Annotated in this window: 27 protein-coding genes; 10 read left to right on the plus strand and 17 right to left on the minus strand. The window is 61.2% G+C overall.

Annotated features, from left to right (window positions below):
* Positions 1-86: 86 nt before the first annotated feature.
* A complete protein-coding gene (locus JFT58_RS21820; RefSeq protein ID WP_005786126.1) occupies positions 87-1,025 on the minus strand; it encodes an aspartyl/asparaginyl beta-hydroxylase domain-containing protein in 939 nt (312 codons plus the stop codon).
* 243 nt (positions 1,026-1,268) lie between these two features.
* The gene (gene cysK, locus JFT58_RS21825; protein WP_003189630.1) at positions 1,269-2,243 is read right to left on the minus strand and encodes a cysteine synthase A; all 975 of its coding nucleotides are present in this window, start codon (positions 2,241-2,243) and stop codon (positions 1,269-1,271) included.
* Between the two features lie 127 nt (positions 2,244-2,370).
* Here cysK and JFT58_RS21830 point away from each other — a divergent pair, with 127 nt between their 5' ends.
* The 3 genes from JFT58_RS21830 to JFT58_RS21840 all read left to right on the plus strand — a co-directional run bounded on the left by JFT58_RS21830 (position 2,371) and on the right by JFT58_RS21840 (position 5,684).
* Entirely contained in the window at positions 2,371-3,447 is a 1,077-nt protein-coding gene (locus tag JFT58_RS21830) for a DUF748 domain-containing protein (protein ID WP_054898991.1), read from the plus strand.
* Between the two features lie 213 nt (positions 3,448-3,660).
* Entirely contained in the window at positions 3,661-4,506 is an 846-nt protein-coding gene (locus JFT58_RS21835) for an AAA family ATPase (RefSeq protein WP_003189627.1), read from the plus strand.
* Positions 4,506-5,684: a vWA domain-containing protein gene (locus JFT58_RS21840; RefSeq protein WP_054898992.1), complete on the plus strand. Its 1,179-nt coding sequence runs from the start codon at positions 4,506-4,508 to the stop codon at positions 5,682-5,684. Before JFT58_RS21835 ends, JFT58_RS21840 begins: the two co-directional genes overlap by 1 nt.
* Positions 5,685-5,726: 42 nt before the next feature.
* Here JFT58_RS21840 and JFT58_RS21845 read toward each other — a convergent pair whose 3' ends face one another.
* The 4 genes from JFT58_RS21845 to JFT58_RS21860 form a co-directional block, all read right to left on the minus strand.
* On the minus strand, positions 5,727-6,269 hold the full coding sequence (locus JFT58_RS21845; RefSeq protein WP_054898993.1) for a hypothetical protein: 543 nt from the start codon (positions 6,267-6,269) through the stop codon (positions 5,727-5,729).
* 105 nt (positions 6,270-6,374) lie between these two features.
* Positions 6,375-7,286, minus strand: a complete 912-nt coding sequence (locus JFT58_RS21850; RefSeq protein WP_054898994.1) for a biotin-dependent carboxyltransferase family protein — start codon at positions 7,284-7,286, stop codon at positions 6,375-6,377.
* The gene (locus JFT58_RS21855; protein WP_054898995.1) at positions 7,283-7,987 is read right to left on the minus strand and encodes a 5-oxoprolinase subunit B family protein; all 705 of its coding nucleotides are present in this window, start codon (positions 7,985-7,987) and stop codon (positions 7,283-7,285) included. The genes JFT58_RS21850 and JFT58_RS21855 overlap by 4 nt, the downstream gene beginning before the upstream one ends.
* Entirely contained in the window at positions 7,984-8,724 is a 741-nt protein-coding gene (locus JFT58_RS21860) for a 5-oxoprolinase subunit PxpA (RefSeq protein ID WP_054898996.1), read from the minus strand. Before JFT58_RS21860 ends, JFT58_RS21855 begins: the two co-directional genes overlap by 4 nt.
* Positions 8,725-8,899: 175 nt before the next feature.
* Between JFT58_RS21860 and JFT58_RS21865 the strand changes: the two genes are divergently transcribed.
* Entirely contained in the window at positions 8,900-9,820 is a 921-nt protein-coding gene (locus tag JFT58_RS21865; protein ID WP_054898997.1) for a LysR family transcriptional regulator, read from the plus strand.
* A gap of 114 nt (positions 9,821-9,934) precedes the next feature.
* Here the strand turns inward: JFT58_RS21865 and JFT58_RS21870 are convergent, their stop codons facing one another.
* From JFT58_RS21870 to JFT58_RS21880, 3 genes are read right to left on the minus strand one after another with little or no spacing between them, the layout of a single operon-like run.
* Complete coding sequence (locus tag JFT58_RS21870) at positions 9,935-10,477, minus strand: DUF2937 family protein (RefSeq protein ID WP_034126628.1); 543 nt, start codon at positions 10,475-10,477, stop codon at positions 9,935-9,937.
* 10 nt (positions 10,478-10,487) lie between these two features.
* Positions 10,488-11,264 (minus strand): class II glutamine amidotransferase, encoded by a 777-nt coding sequence (locus JFT58_RS21875; protein ID WP_003189615.1) that lies wholly within the window; start codon positions 11,262-11,264, stop codon positions 10,488-10,490.
* A gap of 30 nt (positions 11,265-11,294) precedes the next feature.
* Entirely contained in the window at positions 11,295-11,822 is a 528-nt protein-coding gene (locus JFT58_RS21880; RefSeq protein ID WP_034126627.1) for a hypothetical protein, read from the minus strand.
* A 24-nt stretch (positions 11,823-11,846) separates the two neighbouring features.
* Here JFT58_RS21880 and JFT58_RS21885 point away from each other — a divergent pair, with 24 nt between their 5' ends.
* Positions 11,847-13,889 (plus strand): S9 family peptidase, encoded by a 2,043-nt coding sequence (locus tag JFT58_RS21885; RefSeq protein WP_054898998.1) that lies wholly within the window; start codon positions 11,847-11,849, stop codon positions 13,887-13,889.
* Here the strand turns inward: JFT58_RS21885 and JFT58_RS21890 are convergent.
* Positions 13,886-14,167 carry a hypothetical protein gene (locus tag JFT58_RS21890; protein ID WP_034126625.1) on the minus strand — a complete coding sequence of 94 codons (282 nt, stop codon included), beginning with the start codon at positions 14,165-14,167 and terminating at the stop codon, positions 13,886-13,888. The genes JFT58_RS21885 and JFT58_RS21890 overlap by 4 nt on opposite strands.
* A gap of 78 nt (positions 14,168-14,245) precedes the next feature.
* Here JFT58_RS21890 and JFT58_RS21895 point away from each other — a divergent pair, with 78 nt between their 5' ends.
* The 4 genes from JFT58_RS21895 (at position 14,246) to JFT58_RS21910 (ending at position 16,441) form a co-directional block, all read left to right on the plus strand.
* The gene (locus tag JFT58_RS21895) at positions 14,246-14,932 is read left to right on the plus strand and encodes a spermidine synthase (protein ID WP_034126624.1); all 687 of its coding nucleotides are present in this window, start codon (positions 14,246-14,248) and stop codon (positions 14,930-14,932) included.
* 89 nt (positions 14,933-15,021) lie between these two features.
* Complete coding sequence (locus JFT58_RS21900) at positions 15,022-15,396, plus strand: YajD family HNH nuclease (RefSeq protein WP_054898999.1); 375 nt, start codon at positions 15,022-15,024, stop codon at positions 15,394-15,396.
* Between the two features lie 159 nt (positions 15,397-15,555).
* Positions 15,556-16,023, plus strand: coding sequence for an RNA methyltransferase (locus JFT58_RS21905; RefSeq protein ID WP_003189607.1), 468 nt, complete (start codon positions 15,556-15,558; stop codon positions 16,021-16,023).
* Positions 16,024-16,090: 67 nt separating this feature from the next.
* Positions 16,091-16,441, plus strand: coding sequence for a YgaP family membrane protein (locus JFT58_RS21910; protein WP_014717485.1), 351 nt, complete (start codon positions 16,091-16,093; stop codon positions 16,439-16,441).
* 142 nt (positions 16,442-16,583) lie between these two features.
* Here JFT58_RS21910 and JFT58_RS21915 read toward each other — a convergent pair whose 3' ends face one another.
* Positions 16,584-17,804 carry a hypothetical protein gene (locus JFT58_RS21915; protein WP_054898830.1) on the minus strand — a complete coding sequence of 407 codons (1,221 nt, stop codon included), beginning with the start codon at positions 17,802-17,804 and terminating at the stop codon, positions 16,584-16,586.
* Between the two features lie 13 nt (positions 17,805-17,817).
* On the minus strand, positions 17,818-18,267 hold the full coding sequence (locus JFT58_RS21920; RefSeq protein WP_003172524.1) for a YcgN family cysteine cluster protein: 450 nt from the start codon (positions 18,265-18,267) through the stop codon (positions 17,818-17,820).
* A gap of 154 nt (positions 18,268-18,421) precedes the next feature.
* On the opposite strand from JFT58_RS21920, the gene JFT58_RS21925 reads away from it, so the two are divergent.
* Positions 18,422-19,015, plus strand: a complete 594-nt coding sequence (locus JFT58_RS21925; RefSeq protein ID WP_054898831.1) for a nitroreductase family protein — start codon at positions 18,422-18,424, stop codon at positions 19,013-19,015.
* Between the two features lie 122 nt (positions 19,016-19,137).
* Here the strand turns inward: JFT58_RS21925 and JFT58_RS21930 are convergent, their stop codons facing one another.
* The 5 genes from JFT58_RS21930 to JFT58_RS21950 form a co-directional block, all read right to left on the minus strand.
* Entirely contained in the window at positions 19,138-20,070 is a 933-nt protein-coding gene (locus JFT58_RS21930; protein WP_054898832.1) for a D-2-hydroxyacid dehydrogenase, read from the minus strand.
* A 107-nt stretch (positions 20,071-20,177) separates the two neighbouring features.
* The gene (locus tag JFT58_RS21935; protein ID WP_003189597.1) at positions 20,178-20,471 is read right to left on the minus strand and encodes a YcgL domain-containing protein; all 294 of its coding nucleotides are present in this window, start codon (positions 20,469-20,471) and stop codon (positions 20,178-20,180) included.
* Complete coding sequence (gene rnd, locus JFT58_RS21940) at positions 20,468-21,601, minus strand: ribonuclease D (RefSeq protein ID WP_034126618.1); 1,134 nt, start codon at positions 21,599-21,601, stop codon at positions 20,468-20,470. Before rnd ends, JFT58_RS21935 begins: the two co-directional genes overlap by 4 nt.
* Positions 21,602-21,723: 122 nt before the next feature.
* Positions 21,724-22,323: a class I SAM-dependent methyltransferase gene (locus JFT58_RS21945; RefSeq protein WP_054898833.1), complete on the minus strand. Its 600-nt coding sequence runs from the start codon at positions 22,321-22,323 to the stop codon at positions 21,724-21,726.
* Between the two features lie 100 nt (positions 22,324-22,423).
* Positions 22,424-23,794, minus strand: a complete 1,371-nt coding sequence (locus tag JFT58_RS21950; protein WP_034126616.1) for a glutamine synthetase family protein — start codon at positions 23,792-23,794, stop codon at positions 22,424-22,426.
* Between the last annotated feature and the right edge of the window lie 344 nt (positions 23,795-24,138).

Here is a 24,138-nt window from a genome sequence, read left to right on the forward strand (position 1 = left end):
AAGCCAGCTCCCACAGTCTTGATCACATTCCAGGCATGAAAAAGGCGCTGTATCTTTCGATACAGCGCCTTTTTACGGTGTGCGGTTTAGCCGAACAGCCACTTCCAGAGCAGCACCAGCACCACCACCGCCAGCACCGGCCGCGCAATGCGGTAGGCTTTGGGATGCTTGCGCTTCCACTGTTTGACCTGGCCGCTGAACTTGTCGCTGAAGGTCTTGCTCCAGGCGTACGCCTGGTTGATGCCGCCCACGCGCTCGTCATCGAGGTTCTGCGGTGCGGTTGCGCGGCCCAGTTGCTTGCTGACCCAGCGGTTGATGCGGGTCATCACGCGGTTGCTCAATGGCCGCTCGATGTCGCAGAACAGGATCACACGGGTCTGTTCGGTTTCGTTTTTCACCCAGTGCACGTAGGTTTCATCGAACATCACGTCTTCACCGTCGCGCCAGGCGTAGACCTGGCCGTCGACGAAGATACGGCAGTCGTCGGAGTTCGGCGTGGACAGCCCCAGGTGATAACGCAGGGAACCGGCAAACGGGTCGCGATGCGGGTTGAGGTGACTGCCGCCCGGCAACAGCGCAAACATCGCGCCCTTGACGTTAGGGATGCTGCTCACCAACGCCACGGTCTTGGGGCACAGCGCCTCGGCCGATGGCAGCGGTTTGTCGTACCACTTGAGGTAGAAACGCTTCCAGCCCTTCTTGAAAAACGAACCGAAACCGGCGTCGTTGTTCTTTTCGGCGGCGCGGATATAGCCCTCGTCGAACAGGTGCATGGCCTCTTCGCGGATCACTTCCCAGTTGTCCTTGAGCACATCCAGTTCCGGGAACTTGCTGCGGTCCAGGTAGGGCTTGGACGGCACCGCGGAAAACAGGTACATCAGGGCGTTATATGGGGCAAACAGCGCCGAATGGTTGACGAACTGACGCAACATCGGCAAACGGGCCTTGCCACGCAGGTGCACATACAGCGTGCTGCCGATGAACAGCAGCAACACCGACAGTTTGGCGGCCAAAGAAAAGGTCATGCAGCAACTCCTGGAAATAAGCGCCTGGCCAGCAAATTTCCGTCAATGGGAAACCAGACGTAACAGCCGGCCATGATAAACACTTGAGCCATTATGCAGAAGGCCCAGACCGACCGGGTGACATACATCAACCTTGTGGCGAGGGAGCTTGCTCCCGCTGGAGTGCGAAGCGCTCCCAGAATAATGGGGCCGCTGCGCAACCCAGCGGGAGCAAGCTCCCTCGCCACAGGGTTGCCCTTAAGATCAGGCCTGGTTTTCCTGCTCGGTAAACAAATCGCTGAACAACATGCTCGACAGGTAGCGCTCACCGGAGTCCGGCAAGATCACCACAATAGTCTTGCCCTGCATCTCCGGCTTCTCGGCCAGGCGCACGGCCACGGCCATGGCGGCGCCACAGGAGATCCCGCACAAGATGCCTTCTTCCAGCATCAAGCGTCGGGCCATGGCCTTGGACTCTTCGTCGGTCGCCAGTTCCACGCGGTCGACCATCGACAGGTCGAGGTTTTTCGGCACAAAACCGGCACCGATACCCTGGATCTTGTGCGGGCTGGGCTTGATCTCTTCACCCGCCAAGGCCTGGGTGATCACCGGGGAAACCATGGGTTCCACGGCCACCGACAGAATCGGCTTGCCCGCCGTGTTCTTGATATAGCGTGATACCCCGGTGATCGTGCCGCCGGTCCCCACGCCTGCCACCAGCACGTCCACGGCGCCATCGGTGTCGTTCCAGATTTCCGGGCCGGTGGTTTTCTCGTGGATCGCAGGGTTTGCCGGGTTATCGAACTGGGCCGGCATAAAGTAGGTGGCCGGGTCGCTGGCGACGATCTCGGCAGCCTTGTCGATGGCGCCCTTCATGCCCTTGGCCGGCTCGGTCAGCACCAGTTCGGCGCCGAGAGCCTTGAGCACTTTACGGCGCTCAAGGCTCATGGACGACGGCATGGTCAGCAGCAATTTGTAGCCACGGGCGGCGGCGACAAACGCCAGGCCGATACCGGTGTTGCCCGAAGTCGGCTCAACAATGGTCATGCCCGGCTTGAGCTTGCCGCTGCTTTCCGCATCCCAGACCATGCTGGCGCCAATGCGACACTTGACCGAATAACTCGGGTTGCGCCCTTCGATCTTGGCCAGGATCGTCACGCCACGCGGTGCGATGCGGTTGATCTGAACCAGAGGCGTATTACCGATGGAGTGCGCGTTGTCTGCGAAGATGCGGCTCATGGCGATTCCTGTTGTCGAGACTTTGGGAAAGGCCCCAAGGGTATGCCTCGTGCTCCCAAGCGTCCAGAAGGAGGAACGTTGCGACGATCAGAACAGTCAATCCCCTACAAGCTAGGAGAACTGCCCTATGAAACGTCGCTACAGTTGGCCGTTAGGGACAATCGCCGCTCTGGTGCTGGTCCTGATTGCCGTGCACATCGCGCTGCCCTACCTGGTGCGCAACTACCTGAACGACAAACTCGCCAACATGGGCGATTACCGTGGCGAGATTGCCGATGTGGACCTTGCGCTATGGCGCGGCGCATACCGGATCAACGGCCTGCAAATCGTCAAGGTGGACGGCAAGGTCCCGGTGCCGTTCGTCAAGGCGCCGCTGATCGAGTTCGCAGTGAGCTGGCATTCGCTGTGGTACGACCATGCCGTCGTGGCCGAAGGACATTTTGTGCGCCCGCAGATCAACTTCGTCGACGGCGGGGCCAACAAACAGGCGTCCCAGACCGGTAAGGGCACCGACTGGCAGGAACAACTGCGCAAGCTGCTGCCGATTACCCTCAATGAAGTGCGCATCGAAGACGGCGAGATCGCCTTCCATAACTTCAGCTCCAAGCCCCAGGTGAATATCAACGCCACTGCGGTCAACGCCAGCTTTTATAACCTGACCAATGTGGTGGATGTCAAAGGCAAGCGCGATGCACGCTTTGAAGGCAAGGCACTGCTGCAAGGCCAGGCGCCTCTAGAAGCCAACGCCACCTTTGACCCGCTGAGCGATTTCGAAGAGTTCGAGTTCCGCTTCCGCGCCCGCGACCTGCAACTAAAACGCATGAATGACTTCGCCTCTGCCTATGGCAAGTTCGACTTCAAGGCTGGCACGGGCGATGTGGTGATCGAAGCCCAGGCTGAAAATGGCCGGCTCACCGGCTACATCAAGCCGCTGCTGCGCGATGTGGAGGTGTTCGACTGGCAACAAGACGTTGAAAACCAGGACAAGAATATCTTCCGTTCGATCTGGGAAGCCGTGGTGGGCGCCAGCGAAACCGTGCTGAAAAACCAGCGTAAAAACCAGTTCGCCACCCGTGTAGAGCTGAGCGGTAGCGTGCATCAGCAAAATGTCAGTGCGTTTTCTGCGGTGATCGCGATTCTGCGCAATGGGTTCATCCAGGCGTTCAATGCTCGTTACGAACAGCCCAAGCCCAGCGCTGATTAACCTTGTGGGAGCTGGCTTGCCTGCGATGGCGGTGGGTCAGCCAACTCATCTGTCACTGATACACCGTCATCGCAGGCAAGCCAGCTCCCACACTTCCTGCATGGGCCAGGGCTGATGTGACCCGCCATTCAGAGACTGAATGCCCCGTCTGCGTTCACAGTCGCCGGGGCTGCGCGGTATAGTCAGGCCATTGATGAATTCGAGGAATGACCGATGAAGTTCGAAGGCACCCAGGCCTATGTGGCTACCGATGACCTGAAACTGGCCGTCAACGCCGCCATCACCCTGGAGCGGCCGCTGCTGGTCAAGGGCGAACCGGGCACCGGCAAGACCATGCTTGCCGAGCAACTGGCCGAATCCTTCGGCGCCAGGTTGATTACCTGGCACATCAAGTCCACCACCAAGGCGCACCAGGGCCTGTACGAGTACGACGCGGTCAGCCGCCTGCGCGACTCGCAACTGGGCGTGGACAAGGTGCACGACGTGCGTAACTACCTGAAGAAGGGCAAGCTGTGGGAGGCCTTCGAGTCCGAAGAGCGGGTCATCTTGCTGATCGATGAAATCGACAAGGCCGACATCGAGTTCCCCAACGACCTGCTGCAAGAACTCGACAAAATGGAGTTCTACGTCTACGAAATCGACGAGACCATCAAGGCCAAGAAGCGCCCGATCATCATCATTACCTCCAACAACGAAAAAGAGCTGCCGGACGCGTTCCTGCGCCGCTGCTTCTTCCACTACATCGCCTTCCCCGACCGCACCACCCTGCAAAAGATCGTGGACGTGCACTACCCAGACATCAAGAAAGACCTGGTCAGCGAAGCGCTGGACGTGTTCTTCGATGTGCGCAAGGTGCCGGGCCTGAAGAAAAAACCTTCCACCTCCGAGCTGGTCGACTGGCTCAAGCTGCTGATGGCCGACAATATTGGCGAAGCGGTGCTGCGCGAGCGCGACCCGACCAAGGCCATCCCTCCCCTGGCTGGCGCCCTGGTGAAGAACGAGCAAGACGTGCAGTTGCTGGAGCGTCTGGCGTTCATGAGCCGTCGCGGTAATCGCTGATGCTGCTCAACCTGTTCAACGAAATGCGTGCCGCCAAGGTACCGGTGTCGGTGCGCGAGCTGCTCGACCTGATCAACGCGCTCAAACAGCGCGTGACCTTCGCCGACATGGACGAGTTCTACTACCTGGCCCGGGCGATCCTGGTCAAGGACGAGCGGCATTTCGACAAGTTCGACCGGGCCTTCGGCGCCTATTTCAAAGGCCTGGAAAAGTTCGACGACCACCTGCAGGCGCTGATCCCCGAAGAATGGCTACGCAAGGAATTCGAACGTTCCTTGAGCGATGAGGAACGCGCGCAGATCCAGTCCCTGGGTGGCCTCGACAAGCTGATCGAGGAGTTCAAGAAACGCCTGGAAGAACAGAAAGAACGCCACGCCGGTGGCAACAAGTGGATCGGCACCGGCGGCACCAGCCCCTTTGGTTCTGGCGGCTACAACCCTGAAGGCATTCGCGTCGGTGACGCCGGCAAGCGTCAGGGCAAGGCGGTGAAAGTCTGGGACCAGCGCGAGTACAAGAACCTCGACGACCAGGTGGAACTCGGCACGCGCAACATCAAGATCGCCTTGCGCCGCCTGCGCAAGTTTGCGCGCCAGGGCGCGGCCGAAGAGCTGGATATCGACGGCACCATTGACCACACCGCCCGCGATGCCGGCTTGCTGAATATCCAGATGCGCCCCGAACGGCGTAACACTATCAAGCTGTTGCTGCTGTTCGACATCGGCGGCTCGATGGATGCCCACGTGAAGATCTGCGAAGAGCTGTTCTCCGCGTGCAAGACCGAGTTCAAGCACCTGGAGTATTTCTACTTCCACAACTTCGTGTACGAATCGGTGTGGAAGAACAACCAGCGCCGTACTTCCGAACGCACCTCCACCCAGGACCTGCTGAACAAATACGGCGCCGACTACAAAGTGATTTTTATCGGCGATGCGGCCATGGCGCCCTATGAAATCACCCAGGCCGGTGGCAGCGTCGAGCATTGGAACGAGGAGCCCGGGTATGTGTGGATGCAGCGTTTCATGGCCAAGTACAAGAAGCTGATCTGGATTAACCCCTACCCGAAAGATACCTGGGGCTATACGGCGTCGACGGGGATTGTGCGGGAGTTGGTGGAGGATCAAATGTATCCGCTGACGCTGCGCGGGCTTGAAGAGGGCATGCGTTTTCTATCCAAGTGAACCCTGGCCTGTAGCCGATGCTAACGGCTACAGGCACGGCACTCAGCAGTGCTCGTTGTCGATCCAGGAAAACCTGAGAAAGAGCGCAGCGAACTGTTTGATCAGTTCAGAATCCTGGCGGTCTACTTTCCCGTCGTTGTTCACATCCTGATTGATCGAAACACTGGCCCCTTGACCATTCCCGTCGCTGTATACCGCCGCCGAATAGACGATGGTTTCATCTCGAGGGTCTCCCTCGCCCTGGTGGAAGTGCAGCCGTACCGTATCAGGAATCCCGTTGTCATCGAAGTCGCCGGCAAACACCTTCAGGTATTTGTCAAAGGGCTCATCGAGACTGAACCACTGGAAAGCCAGAAACAGCTGGGAAAACTCCAGTGCCATCTCCCGGTCAACCTTGTCGACAATGCCGTCTTGATTGAGATCATCCGCAATAATCCAGTCAAACTGGCCATCGTCAGTAATATCAAATGCCGTTGCCCGATGCACAAGCGCGGGGGTTTGGGCGGTGTCATAAAACTCCAGATAGACCACATCCGGAATATCGTTATCGAGTACATCCTGGGCATATATCTTCAAATAGCGCATAGCAAAGCCTGATAGTGAATAAGCCAATCAAGGCTTGCATGGCTGTGCGCTGGGGCAAAGACGACAAAATTCTGCAATGTCGTAGGACTCATCTTTAAAACCCACTTACGCTGAAAACCTGCGTAAATACTCTATGTGCTTCCGATGCGCTGTTTCCTGCACTACCGGGGCCAACCGGACTTTCTCCCCCGGCAAACACTGCGCCAGCCGCGCCAAGGATAAAGGTGTCAACGCGCCCAACCGCGGGTAACCGCCGATCGTCTGCCGGTCATTGAGCAACACAATCGGCTGCCCATCCGGGGGCACCTGGATCGCGCCCAACGGTATCCCTTCGGAAATCAACGACGGCCCCTGATACTGCAACGGCGTGCCGAGCAAACGCACGCCCATGCGGTCGGCACGGCTGTCCAGAGACCATTCGGCGTTGAAGGCATCAAACAGACTCTGCCCGCTGAACTGGCCTATCTGCGCGCCGATGATCACGTCCAGTGATGCACCGGATTGCACATCCGGGTTGACCAGCACCTTCATTGCACCGCCCGTACCGGAATAGGCCAACCGCCCGCCTTGGGCCAGTGCCTTGCCGCAACCGTCCACCCCGCCCAACGCTTCGCGCACGACCGTGGCACAACTGCCCAGTACAGTCTGCGCATCAAAGCCACCGGGCGCGGCCAGATAAGCGCGTGCCCCATTGCACGGCTGAGTGAAGCGCAGTCGCTGGCCCTTTTGCAGGATAAAACTGCGACCGGGGCTTATCGCCCGCTCATCGACATAGGCGCCCAGGTCCGCACCGGCCAAGGCCAGCAGGCAATAATCCTCGGCCTGTACGGTAAAGCCCCCCAGGGTAATTTCCACCACCGGGGCATCCAGGGCATTGCCCAAAAGCCAGTTGGCCCAGGACATCGACACCCAATCCAGCGCGCCGCCCTGGGTCACGCCCAGATGGCGTACACCAAAACGACCGGCGTCCTGCAACAGGCACAGTGGCGTGCTGGCCTCGATGATCAAGCGGCTCATACCTGCGCCTCCAGTGGCGTGTCGTCGCCACCCAAGTTGATGAATTCGGCGTGGCTGACCGAGGCGAAGCGCACCGTGTCGCCGGGCTGCATCAGGCTGTAGCCGTCGCGCTCACGGTCGAACAGTTTGGCCGGGGTGCGGCCGATCAGGTTCCAGCCGCCTGGGGACACCACCGGGTACGCGGCGGTTTGCCGTTCGGCGATGCCGACGCTGCCGGCGGCCACGCGTTTGCGCGGCGTGTTGAGGCGTGGGGTGGCGAGCACTTCGTCCACCAGCCCCATAAAGGCAAACCCAGGGGCAAAACCGAGGGCGAACACTTGGTACTCGTGGGCGCTGTGGCGGCGGATCACCTCCTCCACGGCCAGCCCGCTGCGCTGGGACAGCAAGGTCAGTTCCGGGCCGACACTCAGGTCGTACCACACTGGCAACACATGGCATTGGCCGCTGCCCTGGGCCTGGGGTTGCAGGTCGGTAAGGGCCTGGTCAATCAGCGCCCGGGCCTGGGCCGGGGTTAGCGCAGTGAGATCGTAATGCACCATCAAGGTGGTGTAGGACGGCACCAGGTCCACCAATGCCAAGCCAAAGCCATTGCGCAGGCGCTCGGAAGCCGCGAGCATCCACGGCATGTTGGCTTCGGCGATCACGTCAAACAGGCGCACCATCAGGCAGTCGATCGCCACCACTTCGATGCGTGGGCTCATGCTGTTTTCAACGCTTCACGGATACGCTGCACGGCAGCCACCGAGCTGGCGTTGTCGCCATGCACACACAGGGTATTGGCCTGGAGTACCAATGAACTGCCGTCGCTGGCAATCAGCGATTCGCCACGGGAAAGGGTCAGGGCCTGCTGCACAATGGTTTCGCTGTCGTGGTGCACCGCGCCGGGCAACTGGCGGGAAACCAGATGGCCCTTGCTGTCATAGGCACGGTCGGCAAAGGCTTCGAACCACAGCGTCACCCCGTATTCATCACCCAACGCTTGGGCAGCGCGGTTATCCCGGGTGGCCAGCAGCATCAGCGGCAGGTCGCCGTAGGCGGCCACGGCCTGGATCACCGCACGCAACTGCGCGGGGTTGGCCATCATGTCGTTGTACATCGCACCATGGGGTTTCACATAGCTGACGCGCCCGCCCTGAGCGCGGCAGATGCCGTCCAGCGCGCCGATCTGATAGTGCAACAGGTCCTGGATTTCCTGCGGCGTGTAGTTCATGGAGCGCCGGCCGAAGCCTTGCAGGTCCTGGTAGGCCGGGTGGGCGCCCACTTGTACGCCGTGCTTGAACGCCAGACTGACGGTCTTGCGCATGATGCTCGGGTCGCCGGCATGGAAGCCGCAGGCCACGTTGGCGCAATCAATGAACGGCATGACTTCGGCGTCCAGACCCATGGTCCAGTTACCAAAGCTTTCGCCGATGTCGCAGTTCAGTAGCAGGCGGCTCACGGTGGTCGCTCCTGTAGGCTTTGTTTTTTTGTAGTGTGGGATTTATTACACAGAACTCGCAACTTGTCCTGGCACCCCGACGACGCTTATCGTGGAATAGCTCGATTTTTGGCGCTTGCCCGCTGCGACGTCCAACTAATAAAAACCGATCCATGCATAAGAAAAAGTTGATCCCATGAATTTGAAGTTCCTCGAAACCTTCGTCTGGGTGGCCAGGCTCAAGAGCTTTCGCCTGACTGCCGAGAAGCTGTTCACCACCCAGGCCTCGATTTCCAGCCGCATTGCCGTGCTTGAAAGCGAGCTTGGCGTGAAGCTGTTCCTGCGTGACTCGCGAGGCGTGAGCCTGACCCCGGAAGGCTTGAAAGTGCTCGACTATGCCGAGCAAATGATGGTGACCATGCAGGGTTTGAAGCAGTCTCTGGAGACCACCAGCAGCAAGGTCGGGCGCATTCGGATCGGCGCGATGGACACGGTGATCCACACCTGGCTCAGCCCGCTGGTCGCTGAACTGATGAAACTGTTCCCGCTGGTGGAGATCGAGCTGGTCGCCGATACCGCGCTGAACCTCAGCGATCAGCTACAAAAAGGCTTTCTTGACCTGATCCTGCAAACCGACCTGCTGCGCCTGGAAACCGTGCGCAGCCTGGAACTGGCCAGCCACCCCATGGCCTGGATCGTGGCCAGCCAGTCGATCTACAACCGCGACTACGCCTCCCTCGCCGAACTGGCCCAGGAGCGCATCATCACCTACTCGAAAAACTCTCACCCGCATCAGGACGTGTTGAGTTTGATGCAGGCCAATGGCGTGGCCGCACCGCGCATGAACTGCGTGAACTCGGTGTCAGCGATTACCCGGTTGCTGCGCGATGGCTTCGGTATCGGCGCACTGCCGCCGGTGCTGGTGAGCGATGAGCTGGAGCGAGGGGAATTGGTGATGCTGCCAATGGCCCAGCGCCTGCCGAACTTGCAGGTGGTGGTGTCGTGGCGCGTAGGAGTGGAGTTGGTGGAGGAAATTGTGGGGTTGTGCCAGAAAGTCGTCGCCCGCTATGCCGAGCAAGTCGGTGCAGAACGCATGCAACTGCATAAACCCGATTAATCGTTCCCATGCTCTGCGTGGGAACGCAGCCTAGGGCGCTCTGCGCCTCCAAGCGCGACGCGGAACGTCAGAAAAAGCATTCCCACGCGGAGCGTGGGAACGATCAGTGGGTCGTTAGAGGCCCTTGAGGTCCCGTTCTTCGATGGGCCGGCTCTGGCGCAGGCGCCGGCCGCCCAACACCACCCAGTCGATCAAGCGGTACAGGCACTCGATGCCGAACGACAACAGCATCGCCCCGCCCAGGCCCCAGCCCATGGCTTCAGGCGTCAGCAGAATCTGGTAGCTGTAGCCATTCCAGGTCTCCGAACGGATATCCGGGTCGGCAGCCACCGCCACTTGCAGGGCACGGATGTACCACGGGCCTTGCATGGCCTGGTATTGCTTGTCCAACTCGAGTTGGCGATCGAGCATAGCGCCCAGGCTGCTGGCGTCGCTCTGGAATACCGGGTCATCGCTGGCGCGGTAATGCGCCACCAAGGCTTGCATATCACCGTTGAAAAACTGCTGCGCCGTGGACTCGAAACCGCGCAAGCCGGTCTGGGCCTCGATCAAGTGGGCTTCGACGCGCTTGGCGTAGTCATTGATAAACCCCGGCACCTGCACGCCGACCAACAAGCCAACGGCAAACAGCACCAACCGCAGATAGCTAAGCAACATGCTCGATTCCTTACTCGGTAACGCCCTGGCTGACACATTCACCGCGTCGCCACAGGCTCCATTGGCCCGGTTCGTAGCGGGTCCAGTTTTCGTTGTCGGTCAAGGGTTCGGTGGCGATCACCGTTACCACATCATTGGGGGTAGTTTCGGCCTGAAAATCGACGATCACGTCGACATCTTTCAAGCGCGCCGGGCCAAAAGGCGCACGCCGGGTGATCTGCGCCAGCTTGGTCGAGCAATAGCAGAACAGCCAGTCGCCGTCGCTGAGCAGGCAGTTGAACACGCCCTTGCTGCGGTATTCGGCGCAGGCGGCGATCAGGTCGGGCAGCACCTGTTCGATGTCCACCGGCTCGGGAAAGGCCTCGCGCACGCGGTTGAGCAGGTCGCAGAACGCCGCTTCGCTGTCGGTATCGCCCACAGGGCGGTAGAAGGTGGCGCGGGGGTTGAAGTCCGCCAGTTGGCCGTTGTGGGCAAAACACCAGTTACGCCCCCACAGCTCGCGCACGAACGGATGAGTATTGGCCAGGCTGACCTTGCCCACATTGGCCTGGCGGATATGGCCGATCACCACTTCACTCTTGATGGGGTAACGCTGCACCAGCAACGCGACTTCCGACTCGCTGCTGGCGGCCGGGTCCTGAAACAAGCGCAGGCCACGGCCCTCATAGAAGGCGATGCCCCAGCCGTCGCGGTGCGGGCCAGTACGCCCACCGCGCTGCATCAGCCCGGTAAAGCTGAACACGATATCGGTGGGGACGTTGGCACTCATGCCCAATAATTCACACATGCCAGGGCTCTCGCTGCAGGGCAAACAACGTTAAAGGCGCGGTTCGACCCGCATACCACCGGCAGGCGCCGGACGACGGAACGGTTCGTCGTCTTCCGGCTCGGCGGCCAAGGCCGCATCCGCAGCAGCCTTGCGCTCACGGCGAGCATTGGCGGCGCGCTCGATGGGCCAGCGGATCAGCACAAACACGATGTACAGGGCAAACGCGATCATCGTGTACATGAACAGGTCGGAAATGGCGCGCCAGGCGTTGTTGCCGACCTTGAGCACCAGGTCCAGGGCGGTAATGGCCACGGCCGGCGCAAACTGGGTCTTGACCGGGTCGACAATGGTCGGGCTGAGCAGCAACACCGCCATCAGCAATTGCAGGGGCTCGCGCAGCCAGCGCCAGATCCAGCGGGTCATGCGCCACCACACCAACAGGCAGCCCAAAGCGGCGAAGGCGTAAAGGCCCCAAGCGGTCAGATAGTCGTTCTCGGTCATGGTGTCCATGGCAAGGTTGGCAAACAGGCGGCTATGATAACGGCTTTTGCGTGTCGCGGCTGCAATGCCTGCCACCGTCTGCCAGATAGGGAATTATCCATGCCTATTTCCACCGCACCGATTGCCCGCAAGGCCCCAGGCCCAGACCCGTACGCCTGGCTGCAAGAACGCGACAACCCTGAGGTGCTCGACTACCTCAAGGCCGAAAACGCCTGGCAGGAAGCCCAACTGGCCGATCAGCAAGCGTTGCGCGAGACCCTGTTCGACGAGATCAAGGGCCGCATTCTGGAAACTGACCTGTCCCTGCCCTCCCCTTGGGGCCCGTATCTGTATTACACCCGCACCACCGCCGGCGACGAATACGCCCGCCACTACCGCTGCCGCCGCCCGGCCGATGACAGCAACCAGGTGGACACCAGCAGCGAAGAGCTGTTGCTGGACCCGAACGTGCTGGCCAATGGCGGCTTTTTCTCCCTGGGCGCGTTCAGCATCAGCCCCGATCACCAACGCCTGGCCTACAGCCTCGATACCAGCGGCGAAGAGATCTACACCCTGTTCGTGAAGGAATTGGCGACCGACAAGGTCAGCGAACTGGCGTTCGACAACTGCGACGGCAGCATGACCTGGGCCAACGACAGCCTGACCCTGTTTTTCGGCGAATTGGACGACACCCATCGCCCGCACAAACTGTATCGCTATCGCCTGGACGGCACCGCAGCGCAGGAAGTGTTCCACGAGCCCGACGGCCGTTTCTTCCTGCATTGCTACCGCTCAAGCTCCGAACGCCAACTGTTGCTGGCCCTGGGCAGCAAGACCACCAGCGAAGTCTGGGCGCTGGACGCCGAGCAACCGCACTTGGCCTTCACCTGCCTGGCGCCACGGGTCGAAGACCACGAATACGACGTCGACCACGGCAAGCGCAATGGCCAGTGGACCTGGTTTATCCGCAGCAACCGCGACGGCATCAACCATGCGCTGTACGTGGCCGCCGACACCGGCACGCCGCCCACCGAAGCCGACTGGCAGAACCTGATCCCCCACAGCGACGAGGTCATGCTCGACGGCGTGAGCCTGAACGCCAACGCCATGACCTTAAGCCTGCGCATCGGTGGCCTGCCGGTCATCGAAGTGCACCCGGAGGATGTGCCGGCCTATCGGGTGCAATTGCCTGACGCCGCCTACAGCCTCTACGTGCAGAACAGCCTGGAGTTCCCCAGCGACAAGATCCGCCTGCGCTATGAGGCCTTGAATCGCCCGGCCCAAGTGCGCCAGCTCGAGCTGGCGACAGGCGCGCAGGTCGTGCTCAAGGAAACCCCGGTACTGGGCGTCTTCAACGCCGACGATTACGTCAGCCAACGCCTGTGGGCCACTTCCGCCGACGGCACTCAGGTACCCATCAGCCTGGTGGTCAAGCGTGACCAGCTCGGCAAGCCGACGCCGCTGTACCTGTATGGCTACGGTGCCTACGGCTCAAGCCTGGACCCGTGGTTCTCCCATGCGCGCCTGAGCTTGCTCGACCGTGGCGTGGCGTTTGCCATCGCCCATGTGCGCGGCGGCGGTGAGCTGGGGGAAGCCTGGTATCGCAACGGCAAGCAGGAACACAAGCAGAACACCTTCAGCGACTTTATCGCCTGCGCCGAACATTTGATTGCCGAGCGCCTGACCACCTCCCCGCAACTGGCGATCAGTGGCGGCAGTGCCGGCGGCCTGTTGATCGGCGCGGTGCTCAACCAGCGTCCGGAATTGTTCCAGGCGGCGATTGCCGAAGTGCCGTTCGTCGATGTGCTCAATACCATGCTCGACCCGGAACTGCCGCTGACCATCACCGAGTACGACGAGTGGGGCAACCCCGAGGACCCCGAGGTGTACGCGCGCATCAAGGCTTACGCGCCGTACGAGAACGTCAGCGCCCAGGCTTACCCGGCCACGCTGGTGATCGCCGGCTATAACGACAGCCGCGTGCAGTACTGGGAAGCCGCCAAGTGGGTGGCCAAGCTGCGGGATATCAAGACGGACGACAACCTGCTGCTGCTCAAGACCGAGCTGGGTGCCGGCCATGGCGGCATGAGCGGGCGCTATCAGGGCTTACGTGACGTCGCCCTCGAATATGCCTTTGTGTTCAAGGCCCTCGGTCTGGTCTAACCGCCCGGCGTTTTCGGCTTGCTGTCGTTCTGCTGCAGGCCAGGGACCGTCTGGTCCTTGGGCGGCGCCGGCAACACGATGGGCGCCAGCGGCGGCGAGCCATTCTGGGTCTTGGGCGCAACGGGCGGCGTGACTTGCGGGTACAACGTGGGTGTTGGCGTGCCCGGCGCGCCTGGGGTTGGCGTGGGCGCGACCGGTACGGTTTGTAACTCCTGAGCCTGCGCGGTACCCAATGCGAGCGCGCTCAACACAATGACCGTTAGAATGCTGCACTTCATCGATGGCTCCATGGCCTGACCGGAATGCCCTAAGGCTACTCCCAACCGCGCAAGAATGCCCTTCCCAATGAGATTTCCATGAAACGTTTTGTTCTGCTGGACACCACCCCAATCCCCGACAACGGCGGTGCCTTGTGCCTGTTCGAATACGGCGAGGACTTCGTCATCAAGATCCAGGGCGGTGACGGTGGCCAGTTGATGAACACGCGCATGCACGGCTCCGAAGATGCCTTGGCGGAGATTCCCTGCCGCAAAGTGGCCGGACGCCCAGGATCACGGGTGCTGATCGGCGGCCTGGGCATGGGCTTTACCTTGGCCGCGGCGCTCAAGCATTTGGGCAAGAGCGCCGAAGTGGTGGTGGCCGAACTGGTGCCCGGCGTCGTGGAATGGAACCGTGGGCCACTGGGGGAGAAATCCGGACGCCCGCTGCTGGACCCGCGCACCGTGGTCCGCCTGGAAGACGTGGCCAAGGTACTGCAGGCCGAGCCCCAAGGCTTTGATGCGATCATGCTCGACGTCGACAACGGCCCCGAGGGGCTCACGCAAAAAGCTAACAGTTGGCTGTACTCGGCCAGTGGCCTGGCCGCGTGCGCCAAGGCCCTGCGGCCCAAGGGTGTGCTGGCGGTGTGGTCGGCCAGCGCCGACAAGCTGTTCAGTGACAAACTGCGCAAGGCCGGTTTCAAGGCCGAGGAAGTGCAAGTGTTTGCCCATGGCAACAAGGGCACGCGGCATACCATCTGGATTGCAGAGAAGCTCAAGGGCTGATCACGGTTGATTCAATAGCGCCAATCCCCTGTGGGAGCGGCTAGAATCAACCTTGTCCGTGAACCACCCAATAATAGCCAGGAGCCATGATGAGCTCGAATAACCCACCCTCCCACACCGCCAAGCTGGACCGCATCCTCGCCGATGCCCAGCGCGACCGCGAAATGGGCTACCGCGATAAAGCCTTGAAGATGTACCCCCACGTGTGTGGCCGCTGCGCCCGTGAGTTTTCCGGCAAGCGCTTGAGTGAACTGACCGTCCACCACCGCAACCACAACCATGATGACAACCCCCAGGACGGCTCCAACTGGGAGTTGCTGTGCCTGTACTGCCACGACAACGAACACTCGCGCTACACCGACCAGCAATACTTCGGCGAAGGCTCCACCAGCAGCCCGAGCATTGCCAAGGCAACGCACAACCCGTTTGCGGCGTTGGCGGGGTTGATGAAGAAGGAAGACTAACGTTCTTCTTTGCCTGTTCCGGCCTCATCGCAGGCAAGCCAGCTTCCACAGTAGGAATGCATTTCCCCGTGGGAGCCGGGCTTGCCCGCGATGCGATCGCCCAAGCACTGCATCCCCCCAGGCCGTATAATCGCCGTTTTTCTCAAGGCACCCTTCCCCGTGGGCAATAAACGCTACAGCTGCATCGGTCTGTATAACCCCAAATCCCCCGAAAACGTCGGCTCGGTGATGCGTGCCGCCGGCTGCTACGGCGTGGCCTCGGTGTTCTACACCGGCGTGCGTTACGAGCGCGCCCGGGATTTCATCACCGACACCAAGAAGGTGCACCACGATATCCCGCTGATCGGCATCGACGACCTGAAAAAGATCCTGCCCCTGGGCTGCATTCCGGTGGCCGTGGAACTGGTCGAAGGCGCCCGTCCGCTGCCTGAATACACCCACCCCGACAGGGCCCTGTATATCTTCGGCCCCGAAGACGGCTCCCTGGACAAAGAGATCCGCGACTGGTGCGAGGACGTGGTGTACATCCCCACCACCGGCTGCATGAACCTGGCGGCCACGGTCAACGTGGTGCTCTATGACCGCCTGGCCAAGGGCAATAACACCCGTTCGGGCCCCAAGTACTGACATTGCGGGAACATCCGGCACATGCGCGCAGTCAGCTAATAACACTTGCCCTTGTTGGAGACTGATCATGAGCGACAGCAAAACCTTGCGACCTATCATCGAAGCCGCCCCCTTGAAGCCTCAACCCACCCAGAACGTGCATGGCTGGGAGCGCATCGGCTCGGTGGCCGGCGGGGTAATGATGGTGGGTAAAGGCTTGCGCCGCGGCGGGATTTTCGGCTTGATCCAGGTGGCGATTGGTGGCGTGGCACTGGCCCGTGGCTTTACCGGGCACAGTTCGCTCAAGGACAAACTGGAACAGGGCCGCCAGGAAATGAACAGTGTGCGCACCAAGATCGAACGGGCCGGTGAAGAGTTGAAGAACCTGAAGACCAAGGCCGAAGTGGCGGCTGAAAAGGCGGTGAAACCTAAAGCCTGACTTAAGACTTGGACATGCTGGAGATTCAAATGTGGGAGGGGGCTTGCCCCCGATAGCAGACTGTCAGCAGCCTACTTTTTGCTGACCCACCGCCATCGGGGGCAAGCCCCCTCCCACATTTTGAATTGCACAGGGGCTTGGATCAGCGCAGCAGTTTGCTGTCCAGTACCACCGACGACTCACCGATCACACTCTCGGCCAACTGCACGAACTCTTTGGTGTTGATGCTGTTCACCCGCATCACTGCCTGCGCCAGATCGTCCAGGGAGCGTTTGTTGTGGGTCTTCACGCGGATCTCACGGTCCAGTTCCTGCAATACCACCACCGAACGCGCCAGCGTCGCGCCGTTGACGTGCTCGCCTTTGAGAGTGGTGACATCTTTGCCTTCTTTGGTCAGCCGCGCCTGGATCGCCGCATAGCGTTCATCGGTGATGCCACCGGCACGCCGCATCAGCTCAATCGCGTAGTACTCGCCCAAGCCCTCGCTGATCCAGTCACTACTGTCGTGGTCATTAAAGCGCCCGATGGCCTGCACCACTTCGCGCAGCAACGGGCTGCTGCCATTTTCGCCAACCAGCGGCGTGCGGCTGTTGAGGTAGATCGAATCGCGTAACGAATAAGCGCCCCGCCGCATCGGGTCACTGGCACCGACAATCAACAGTTTGCCAGGATGGCGCGGGAACGCGGCCTCCATCTGGGGCCAGACAAACGTCAGTAACGTCAGCACGTCCATGCGGCGCATCCCCTGGCCCTTGGGCGAGGCCACGGTGACGTCGGTATCACCCAGGCGCAGGCGGCGGCTGCCGAGGTTGCCCGCCAGCATCCAGCCGGTGGGGCGGTCGAACAGGCGGGACACGTTGTCGATGCGGAATTTGTTCTGGCCGATGCGCGGCCAGGCGGTTTCGACGCTCTTCCAACCCGTCGGCAGTTCAAACATCAGGCGTGAGACCAGTTCGACGCCGTCTTGCTGGTCGAGACGGGCGGCCGGCACCAGGTCTTCGCCGCGCAGTAACGCCCAGCCGGGCGTGATGCGTGTGTCATACACGCCGGGCTTGCGCGCATGGGCCAGGCGCACCCGGTAGGTCAGGCTGGCCTTGTCAGGGCTGGGTTGCCACAGGCCACGGTTGCCCGTGACTTGCCACTGGCCATCGGCCTTGAAGTCGCTGTAGTCACCGTCGCGGCCCAGGTCGAAGTTCAGGCTGCGCACCGCCGCGCCCTGGGACAGGCTGACGCGCACCTCGGCCTGCTGGCTTTGGGGCAACAGCTTGATGTGGTAATCCAGGTCGACTTTCTTCGCGCACCAGCCCGGTCCGCTCAGCGCCAGCACGACCAGGCCCGCTGCCCACTTGGCGGCCACCTTCATACACACTCCTCATTCAGCCTGCGCGGAAAATCAGGTAATCCTCCCAGTCGTCCTCGGGCACGCTGCCTTCGCTGAGCATGCGCCCGGACTGGGAAATGCGTTCGTGGTGCACCGCATCACGGTCGCCGCAGACCAGGTGATGCCACAGCGGCAAATCCTTGCGCTCGCTGACCAGGCGGTAACCGCAGGTCGGCGGCAACCATTTGAACTGATCGGCCTGGCCCGGTGTGAGCTGAATGCAATCAGGCACCGAGGCGCGGCGGTTGGGGTAATCAGTGCACTGGCAGGTTTTCAGGTCGAGCAGTTTGCAGGCGATACGCGTGTAATAGACGCTGTTGTCGTCCTCATCCTCAAGCTTTTGCAGGCAGCACAGGCCACAGCCGTCGCACAATGACTCCCACTCCTCTTGGTCGAGGTGCTCAAGGGTTTTGCGTATCCAGAAAGGTTCGACTTTGGCGGCCATGGCTCTGCATCAGTATCGGAAGGTGAAAAGGCCGCCAGTCTAGTGCCCAAGCCCGTTGGGGCCAAGCGCTTACGACTGACGGTGTTGCAAGACTTGTCAGGCCTGGGTGGGCGCAGTAGTTTTGAATCCCGTTTTTTTCCATCAGGGTCTGTCCATGAGCAATAACCCCCGTGTTGCCGATTATCCGATCCACACCCAATTCACCGAGCGCTGGTCGCCCCGCGCCTTTACCGGCGAGAGCATCCCGCAGGAGACGCTGCTGAGTTTCTTCGAAGCGGCACGCTGGGCGCCTTCGGCCTACAACTCGCAGCCGTGGCGGTTTCTGTATGCGCGCCGTGACACGCCGGACTGGGAGCGCTTCCTGGGCCTGCTGAATGAATTCAACCGCAATTGGGCGCAGCATGCGTCGGCCCTGATCATCATCGCGTCGAAAACCGACTTCATCGCCCCCGGTGCTACCGAAGAAACCCCGGCGCTTTGGCACACCTTCGACACCGGCTCGGCCTGGGGCCACCTGGCGCTGCAAGCCAGCCTCAGTGGCTGGCACACCCACGGCATGGCCGGTTTCGACCAGGAACTGACCCGCAAGGAGCTCAAGATTCCCCAGGGTTATGCGCTGCATGCGGCCGTGGCGGTGGGCAAGCTGGGTGACAAGTCGAGTTTGCCGGAGTACCTGCAAGGGCGCGAAATGCCGAGCCCGCGCAAGCCGTTGAGCGAGCTGGTGTCCGAGGGTGACTTCAGTCTCTAAGACTTGCGTACACTCAATGTGGGAGCGGGCTTGCTCGCGAATGCGGTGTGGCAGCCACCCAATGTGTTGACTGATCCACTGCATTCGCGAGCAAGCCCGCTCCCACATTTTTCCGCGTTTTGTCAGTAGCCGCGCTCGAAATCCACTTCCCCGCGCAGCGCTTGCTTGGCCTGATACGCCCGCAGGTTCTGCACAAACAACGCCACCATCATTGGCGGCGAGGTCGGGGCCGAGCTGTGCCCGGTCAACAGCAAACCCCACGCCGTCCAGAACGGATGGCGTTGCGGCAAGGGCTCCTGGCGGCACACGTCGATCACCGCGCCGGCCAGGTGCCCTTCTTTGAGCGCCTCGACCAGGTCGGCGTCCACCACCGCCACGCCGCGTCCGACGTTGATAAACAAACCGGTGGGTTTGAATTGCTTGAACAGCGCCGCGTCGTACAGGTCATGGGTATCAGGCGTGTTGGGCAGCAGGTTGATCACGTAATCCACCTCCCCCACCAGCCGGCCCAACTGGTCGAGCCCCGCCACTTCGATAAACGGTGCCTGCTCGCGGGCCTGGCTGGCGATGCCATACAACTGCACGCCGAACGGCAGCAGAAACTCGGCCACGCGCTGGCCGATGTCACCGGTGCCGACGATCAGCGCCTTACGCCCCGCCAGGCTCTGGCCCATGCGGTTATCCCATTTGCGCTCCACCTGGCTGACCAACCGCGCCAGCACTTCGCGCTCGTGGCCCAGCATGTAGGTGAGGACAAACTCGGCCATGACCTGGCCAAAAATGCCTACCGCGCGGGTCAGCCGGTAGTCGCGTGGCAAGCCATCGGCCAGCAGGGGCGTGATGCCCGCCCAGGTCGATTGCAGCCATTGCGGATGATGGCCCTGGCGCAGCAGGGTAGCCAACAGATCGGGCTGGCCCAGCCACACCGGACAGTCGGCGGCCAGGCGCGAGAGTTCGGCCGAGTCGCCGCTGGTCAGCACTTCGAGGTCTGGGGCGGCGTCCCTGAGCAATTGGGCGTAGAGCGGATGATCCTGTTCAGCAATCAGAACACGCATGGTTCAAACCTTTGAAAAAACAGTGCAGACGGCCGCCCGCATCCTTACGGCCACCGTCCTCTAATACGATTCCATTGAAGCTGTGCCCTGAAGCGGGCACTGGTCGATCACATCGGGTCGTTGCGGCGCAGCAGCTCTTCGGGCAAGTGCTCGATGTACTCGTCCTCGGCCGGCGGCATTTGCAGGTGGTAGCCCTGCTTGTCGAGGTTTTCCAGCACCACGGCGATGTCTTCGCGCGACAGCTTGCGCTCCGGCGTCAGCACCATGTCAAAGGCGTGATGCGCCTTGCCAAAGGCTTCCATCAACGGCTCGGGCACGCGCTCCAGGGCATCGCTTTTGAGCACATAGAGGTACATGCCGTCTTTTTTCTTGCTGCGGTAGATGGAGCAAATACGTTTCAAGGCTGTTCTCCGGCATTGGCCAGGCTGTCGAGCAACGCCTGGCCCATCAACTCGCGGCGCCAGCCACGCAGCGAGTCTGGCAATTGGTAAGGCCCATCGGGGTAGCCACTTTTAACCAGGGCTTCGAGGGTTTTCTTGCGCAGCATCAGTTCCGGCGCCATGTCCAGGCGCTCGGCGAAGGTTTGGCCCAGGGCCCGCAGTTGCTTGATCAACGCTGCAGCGTCCACCGGTAACGGCTCTGCCACGGCAGGCGGCCATTGGTCCATGGGCAGGCTGGCAGTGCGTTTGATCAGGTCCAGCAGGAACTGGCCGTCCTGGCGCACCGTACGCGGGTGCATGTCTTCGATCTTGCCCAGGGCGGCGAGGTTATCCGGCTGGGATTTGGCCAGGGGCCATAACGAGTGCTCGCGAACGATGCGGTTGCGCGGCAAGTCGCGGGCACGGGCCTGCTGCTCGCGCCAGGCGCAGAGCTCACGCAGCACTGCGAGTTGGGCACGGGACAATTTCCACGCCAGCTTGGCGTCGCGGTACAGCTCGTAGGGGTCGATCTCACGGCGCAGGTTGGCCACCAGTTCGGCGCCGTCTTCCAATACCCACGCGTATTTGTCGTCCGACAGTTGCGGGCGCAGGCGGGTGTAAACCTCGGCCAGGTGCACGGCGTCTTCGGCGGCGTAGCTGACCTGCGTCTCTGACAATGGCCGCTGCAGCCAGTCGGAGCGGGTTTCGCCCTTGGGCAGCTCGATATCCAACACCGCCTGCACCAGGCGCGAGTAGCCCATGGAGAAACCGAGGTTGAGGTACGCCGCCGCCAATTGGGTGTCGAACAACGGCACTGGCAAGCTGCCAGTCAGGCGCAACAGCACTTCCAGGTCTTCGCTGCAGGCGTGCACCACCTTGATCACCGCCGGGTTCTCCAGCAAGGCGGCCAAGGGTTGCCAATTGTCGATAGTCAGGGGGTCGATCAGGTAAGCGCGCACGCCATCACCGATCTGGATCAGCCCGGCAATAGGGTAAAAGGTGTCGACCCGCATGAATTCGGTGTCGAGGGCGACGAATGGCAACTGCTGCCATTCGGCGCAATGCTGGCCGAGGCTATCGTTGTCGCAGATCCAGTGAATATCGATGGCCACACGGCTCTCCCTTGAAGAATGGCGCGCAGTATATATCGCGAAAGGGGCTTGCGAGCATCCGCAGTGCACACGCCATCATGAAAACTCCGACAGAAGAGGAAGAATAGTCCGACAAATGGGCGTTATCCTCTCTTACGCAAAACGTAGACGCACCATCGCCGCGAGCCCGGCAGGAACTCTTGGTAATTGAGGATTTTGAAGCCGGCTTGGCGAAACTCGCTCTCTACCGGCGTGCCCACGTTCACGGCAACAATCACCGTGTCGCGACTGACGCGGTGAAACTCATGCAATAACATGAGCCGTGCATCGCTGCCGGGCACATGGCGAAACAAATCCAGGCAGAAAATGCAGTCCACCGCATTCGCCGAAAGGCCAATGGAAAACGCCGAGCCCTGGAATGTTTTGACACGCTTGAGCAACGTACCCGGGTGATGGGTGCGCGCGTGATCGAGCATCGCCTGGGAGTTGTCCGAGGCCAGGATCACACGGTTGACGTGTTCGGCCAGCACCGGCCAGAAGCGCCCGGAACCGCACGCCAGGTCGAGGATAAGCCCTGGCTCGCCCGCCACTTTCAGGGCCTGGCGTACCAACCGCGCATCGCGCCACGCCGACAGGCGCTGCAACAGCCTGGGCGGACGCGGGTCGCCACAGCCCCTGGCATGCTCACGGTCATAGCGCTCGGTGAATTCGGTCTCGATGGAGAATGGAGGTTGTGGCGACATCGCGGGCTCATGTGAATGAAACGGTAGTGAACGACCTTGATCCGCAGCTTAACCTTCGCAACGTGAAAAAAAGGTCGAAAGCCCACCCCGCTAAAACCGGTCACGCTTGATGCAAGTACCACCGCCAATCCTGCTCCCCCACCTCGCCCATGAACTGGCGGTATTCGGCACGTTTGACCGCCAGGTAAACGCTTAGGAATTCGCGCCCGAACGCATCCGGTGCCCAGCGGGAGGTTTCCAGCGCGCGCAAGGTGGTCAGCCAGTCGGTGGGCAGCAGTTCCTTGGCCTGGGCGTAGCCGTTGCCTTGCACCGGGGCGCCAGGGTCGAGCTGTTCGCGGATGCCTCGATGAATGCCGGCCAGGATCGCAGCAGCCGCCAGGTAGGGGTTGGCGTCGGCACCGCAGATGCGGTGTTCGATATGCCGGGATAGAGCCGGGCCACCGGGCACGCGCAGGCTGACGGTGCGGTTGTCCACGCCCCAGGTGGCAGCGAGCGGCGCATAGCTGTTGGTTTGGAAGCGTCGATAAGAGTTGGCGTTGGGGCAGAACATCAACAGTGAATCGAGCAAGGTACTGAGCATGCCGCCCACGGCTTGGCGCAGCAGTGGCGTGCCGTCGGTCGCTTCACTGGCAAACAGGTTATTGCCCTGGGCATCGGCCAGGCTGACGTGCATGTGCATGCCGGTGCCGGCCAGGTCGTCGAACGGCTTGGCCATGAAACAGGCGGTCATTCCATGTTTGTGCGCCACGCCCTTGACCAGGCGTTTGTAGCGCACGGCTTCGTCCATCGCCTGCAGCGCGTCGGTGCGGTGTTCGAGGGTGATTTCCACTTGGCCCGGCGCGTACTCGGAGATAGCTGTGCGCGCCGGAATCCCTTGCAGTTTGCAGGCGCTGTAGAGGTCGGCAAGAAACGGCTCGATCTGCTCCAGTTCGCGCAAGCCGTAGACTTGCGTCGAACGCGGGCGATTGCCATCCACATCCCGCGCCGGTTGCGGGCGGCCGTTGCTGTCGGGCTTCTGGTCGAGCAGGTAGAACTCCAGCTCCGCCGCCATCACCGGGTAATAACCGTCGGCCTTGAGCGCCTCGATAACATTGGCCAGCAGGTGCCTGGGGTCGGCCACGGTGGCGGGCAGACCTTCGGTGGGGTGCATGCTGACTTGCACCGCTGCGGTGGGGATCAAGCGCCATGGCATGCGCTGCAAGCTGCCGCTGATCGGGTAGGCGCGGCAGTCAATATCCCCCACCTCCCAGACCAGCCCGGAGTTTTCTACGTCATCGCCATTGATGGTCAGGCCGAGGATGGTACTGGGCAGAGGCCGGCCACTTTCGTACACCGCCAGCAGTTCGTCGCGGTGCAGCAGCTTGCCGCGCGGTACGCCGTTGTTATCGAGGATAAACAGCTCGAACATCTCAATGTCGGGGTTCTGTTCAAGGAAGGTCTGGGCTTCATGCAGGCTGGCAAAAACACTCATGGGAATTCTCATACGTTTGCGTCAGGCAAGCGCGCAGGCGCCGCCGGGCAGATGCGCACAGGTGCGCGTCATCCTTGGGGGTAGATCAACGTAGGAGAGAGGTATCTGGCGGGCGCGCGTGTCGGCAATGGAACAGAGCCCAGAACGCAAGCGCAGACGGCAATGTCGCGGTGTGAGTGTCGGGGCAAGCGTGCATGCGCGATTCACAGTGATAGAAAGACTTGAGCGTCACACGCGAGGTTACACGGGTAAATTCAGGCTTGATGGAGTTTGGTTGCAGTTTGGCTAAACATTCTGTCTGGAGGAGCGAGCTTGCTCGCGAAGATCGTTAACGATAACGCGGG

Origin of the sequence: Pseudomonas sp. MF6767 (genome assembly GCF_016405475.1) — a bacterium.
GTDB lineage: Bacteria > Pseudomonadota > Gammaproteobacteria > Pseudomonadales > Pseudomonadaceae > Aquipseudomonas > Aquipseudomonas paracarnis.

Bases quoted from the DNA above. Each gene is read 5' to 3' on its own strand.
- JFT58_RS21820 (WP_005786126.1), bottom strand. From the start codon at position 1,025: ATGACCTTTTCTTTGGCCGCCAAACTGTCGGTGTTGCTGCTGTTCATC.
- cysK (WP_003189630.1), bottom strand. From the start codon at position 2,243: ATGAGCCGCATCTTCGCAGACAACGCGCACTCCATCGGTAATACGCCT.
- JFT58_RS21830 (WP_054898991.1), top strand. From the start codon at position 2,371: ATGAAACGTCGCTACAGTTGGCCGTTAGGGACAATCGCCGCTCTGGTG.
- JFT58_RS21835 (WP_003189627.1), top strand. From the start codon at position 3,661: ATGAAGTTCGAAGGCACCCAGGCCTATGTGGCTACCGATGACCTGAAA.
- JFT58_RS21840 (WP_054898992.1), top strand. From the start codon at position 4,506: ATGCTGCTCAACCTGTTCAACGAAATGCGTGCCGCCAAGGTACCGGTG.
- JFT58_RS21845 (WP_054898993.1), bottom strand. From the start codon at position 6,269: ATGCGCTATTTGAAGATATATGCCCAGGATGTACTCGATAACGATATT.
- JFT58_RS21850 (WP_054898994.1), bottom strand. From the start codon at position 7,286: ATGAGCCGCTTGATCATCGAGGCCAGCACGCCACTGTGCCTGTTGCAG.
- JFT58_RS21855 (WP_054898995.1), bottom strand. From the start codon at position 7,987: ATGAGCCCACGCATCGAAGTGGTGGCGATCGACTGCCTGATGGTGCGC.
- JFT58_RS21865 (WP_054898997.1), top strand. From the start codon at position 8,900: ATGAATTTGAAGTTCCTCGAAACCTTCGTCTGGGTGGCCAGGCTCAAG.
- JFT58_RS21870 (WP_034126628.1), bottom strand. From the start codon at position 10,477: ATGTTGCTTAGCTATCTGCGGTTGGTGCTGTTTGCCGTTGGCTTGTTG.
- JFT58_RS21875 (WP_003189615.1), bottom strand. From the start codon at position 11,264: ATGTGTGAATTATTGGGCATGAGTGCCAACGTCCCCACCGATATCGTG.
- JFT58_RS21885 (WP_054898998.1), top strand. From the start codon at position 11,847: ATGCCTATTTCCACCGCACCGATTGCCCGCAAGGCCCCAGGCCCAGAC.
- JFT58_RS21890 (WP_034126625.1), bottom strand. From the start codon at position 14,167: ATGAAGTGCAGCATTCTAACGGTCATTGTGTTGAGCGCGCTCGCATTG.
- JFT58_RS21895 (WP_034126624.1), top strand. From the start codon at position 14,246: ATGAAACGTTTTGTTCTGCTGGACACCACCCCAATCCCCGACAACGGC.
- JFT58_RS21900 (WP_054898999.1), top strand. From the start codon at position 15,022: ATGAGCTCGAATAACCCACCCTCCCACACCGCCAAGCTGGACCGCATC.
- JFT58_RS21910 (WP_014717485.1), top strand. From the start codon at position 16,091: ATGAGCGACAGCAAAACCTTGCGACCTATCATCGAAGCCGCCCCCTTG.
- JFT58_RS21915 (WP_054898830.1), bottom strand. From the start codon at position 17,804: ATGAAGGTGGCCGCCAAGTGGGCAGCGGGCCTGGTCGTGCTGGCGCTG.
- JFT58_RS21920 (WP_003172524.1), bottom strand. From the start codon at position 18,267: ATGGCCGCCAAAGTCGAACCTTTCTGGATACGCAAAACCCTTGAGCAC.
- JFT58_RS21925 (WP_054898831.1), top strand. From the start codon at position 18,422: ATGAGCAATAACCCCCGTGTTGCCGATTATCCGATCCACACCCAATTC.
- JFT58_RS21930 (WP_054898832.1), bottom strand. From the start codon at position 20,070: ATGCGTGTTCTGATTGCTGAACAGGATCATCCGCTCTACGCCCAATTG.
- JFT58_RS21945 (WP_054898833.1), bottom strand. From the start codon at position 22,323: ATGTCGCCACAACCTCCATTCTCCATCGAGACCGAATTCACCGAGCGC.
- JFT58_RS21950 (WP_034126616.1), bottom strand. From the start codon at position 23,794: ATGAGTGTTTTTGCCAGCCTGCATGAAGCCCAGACCTTCCTTGAACAG.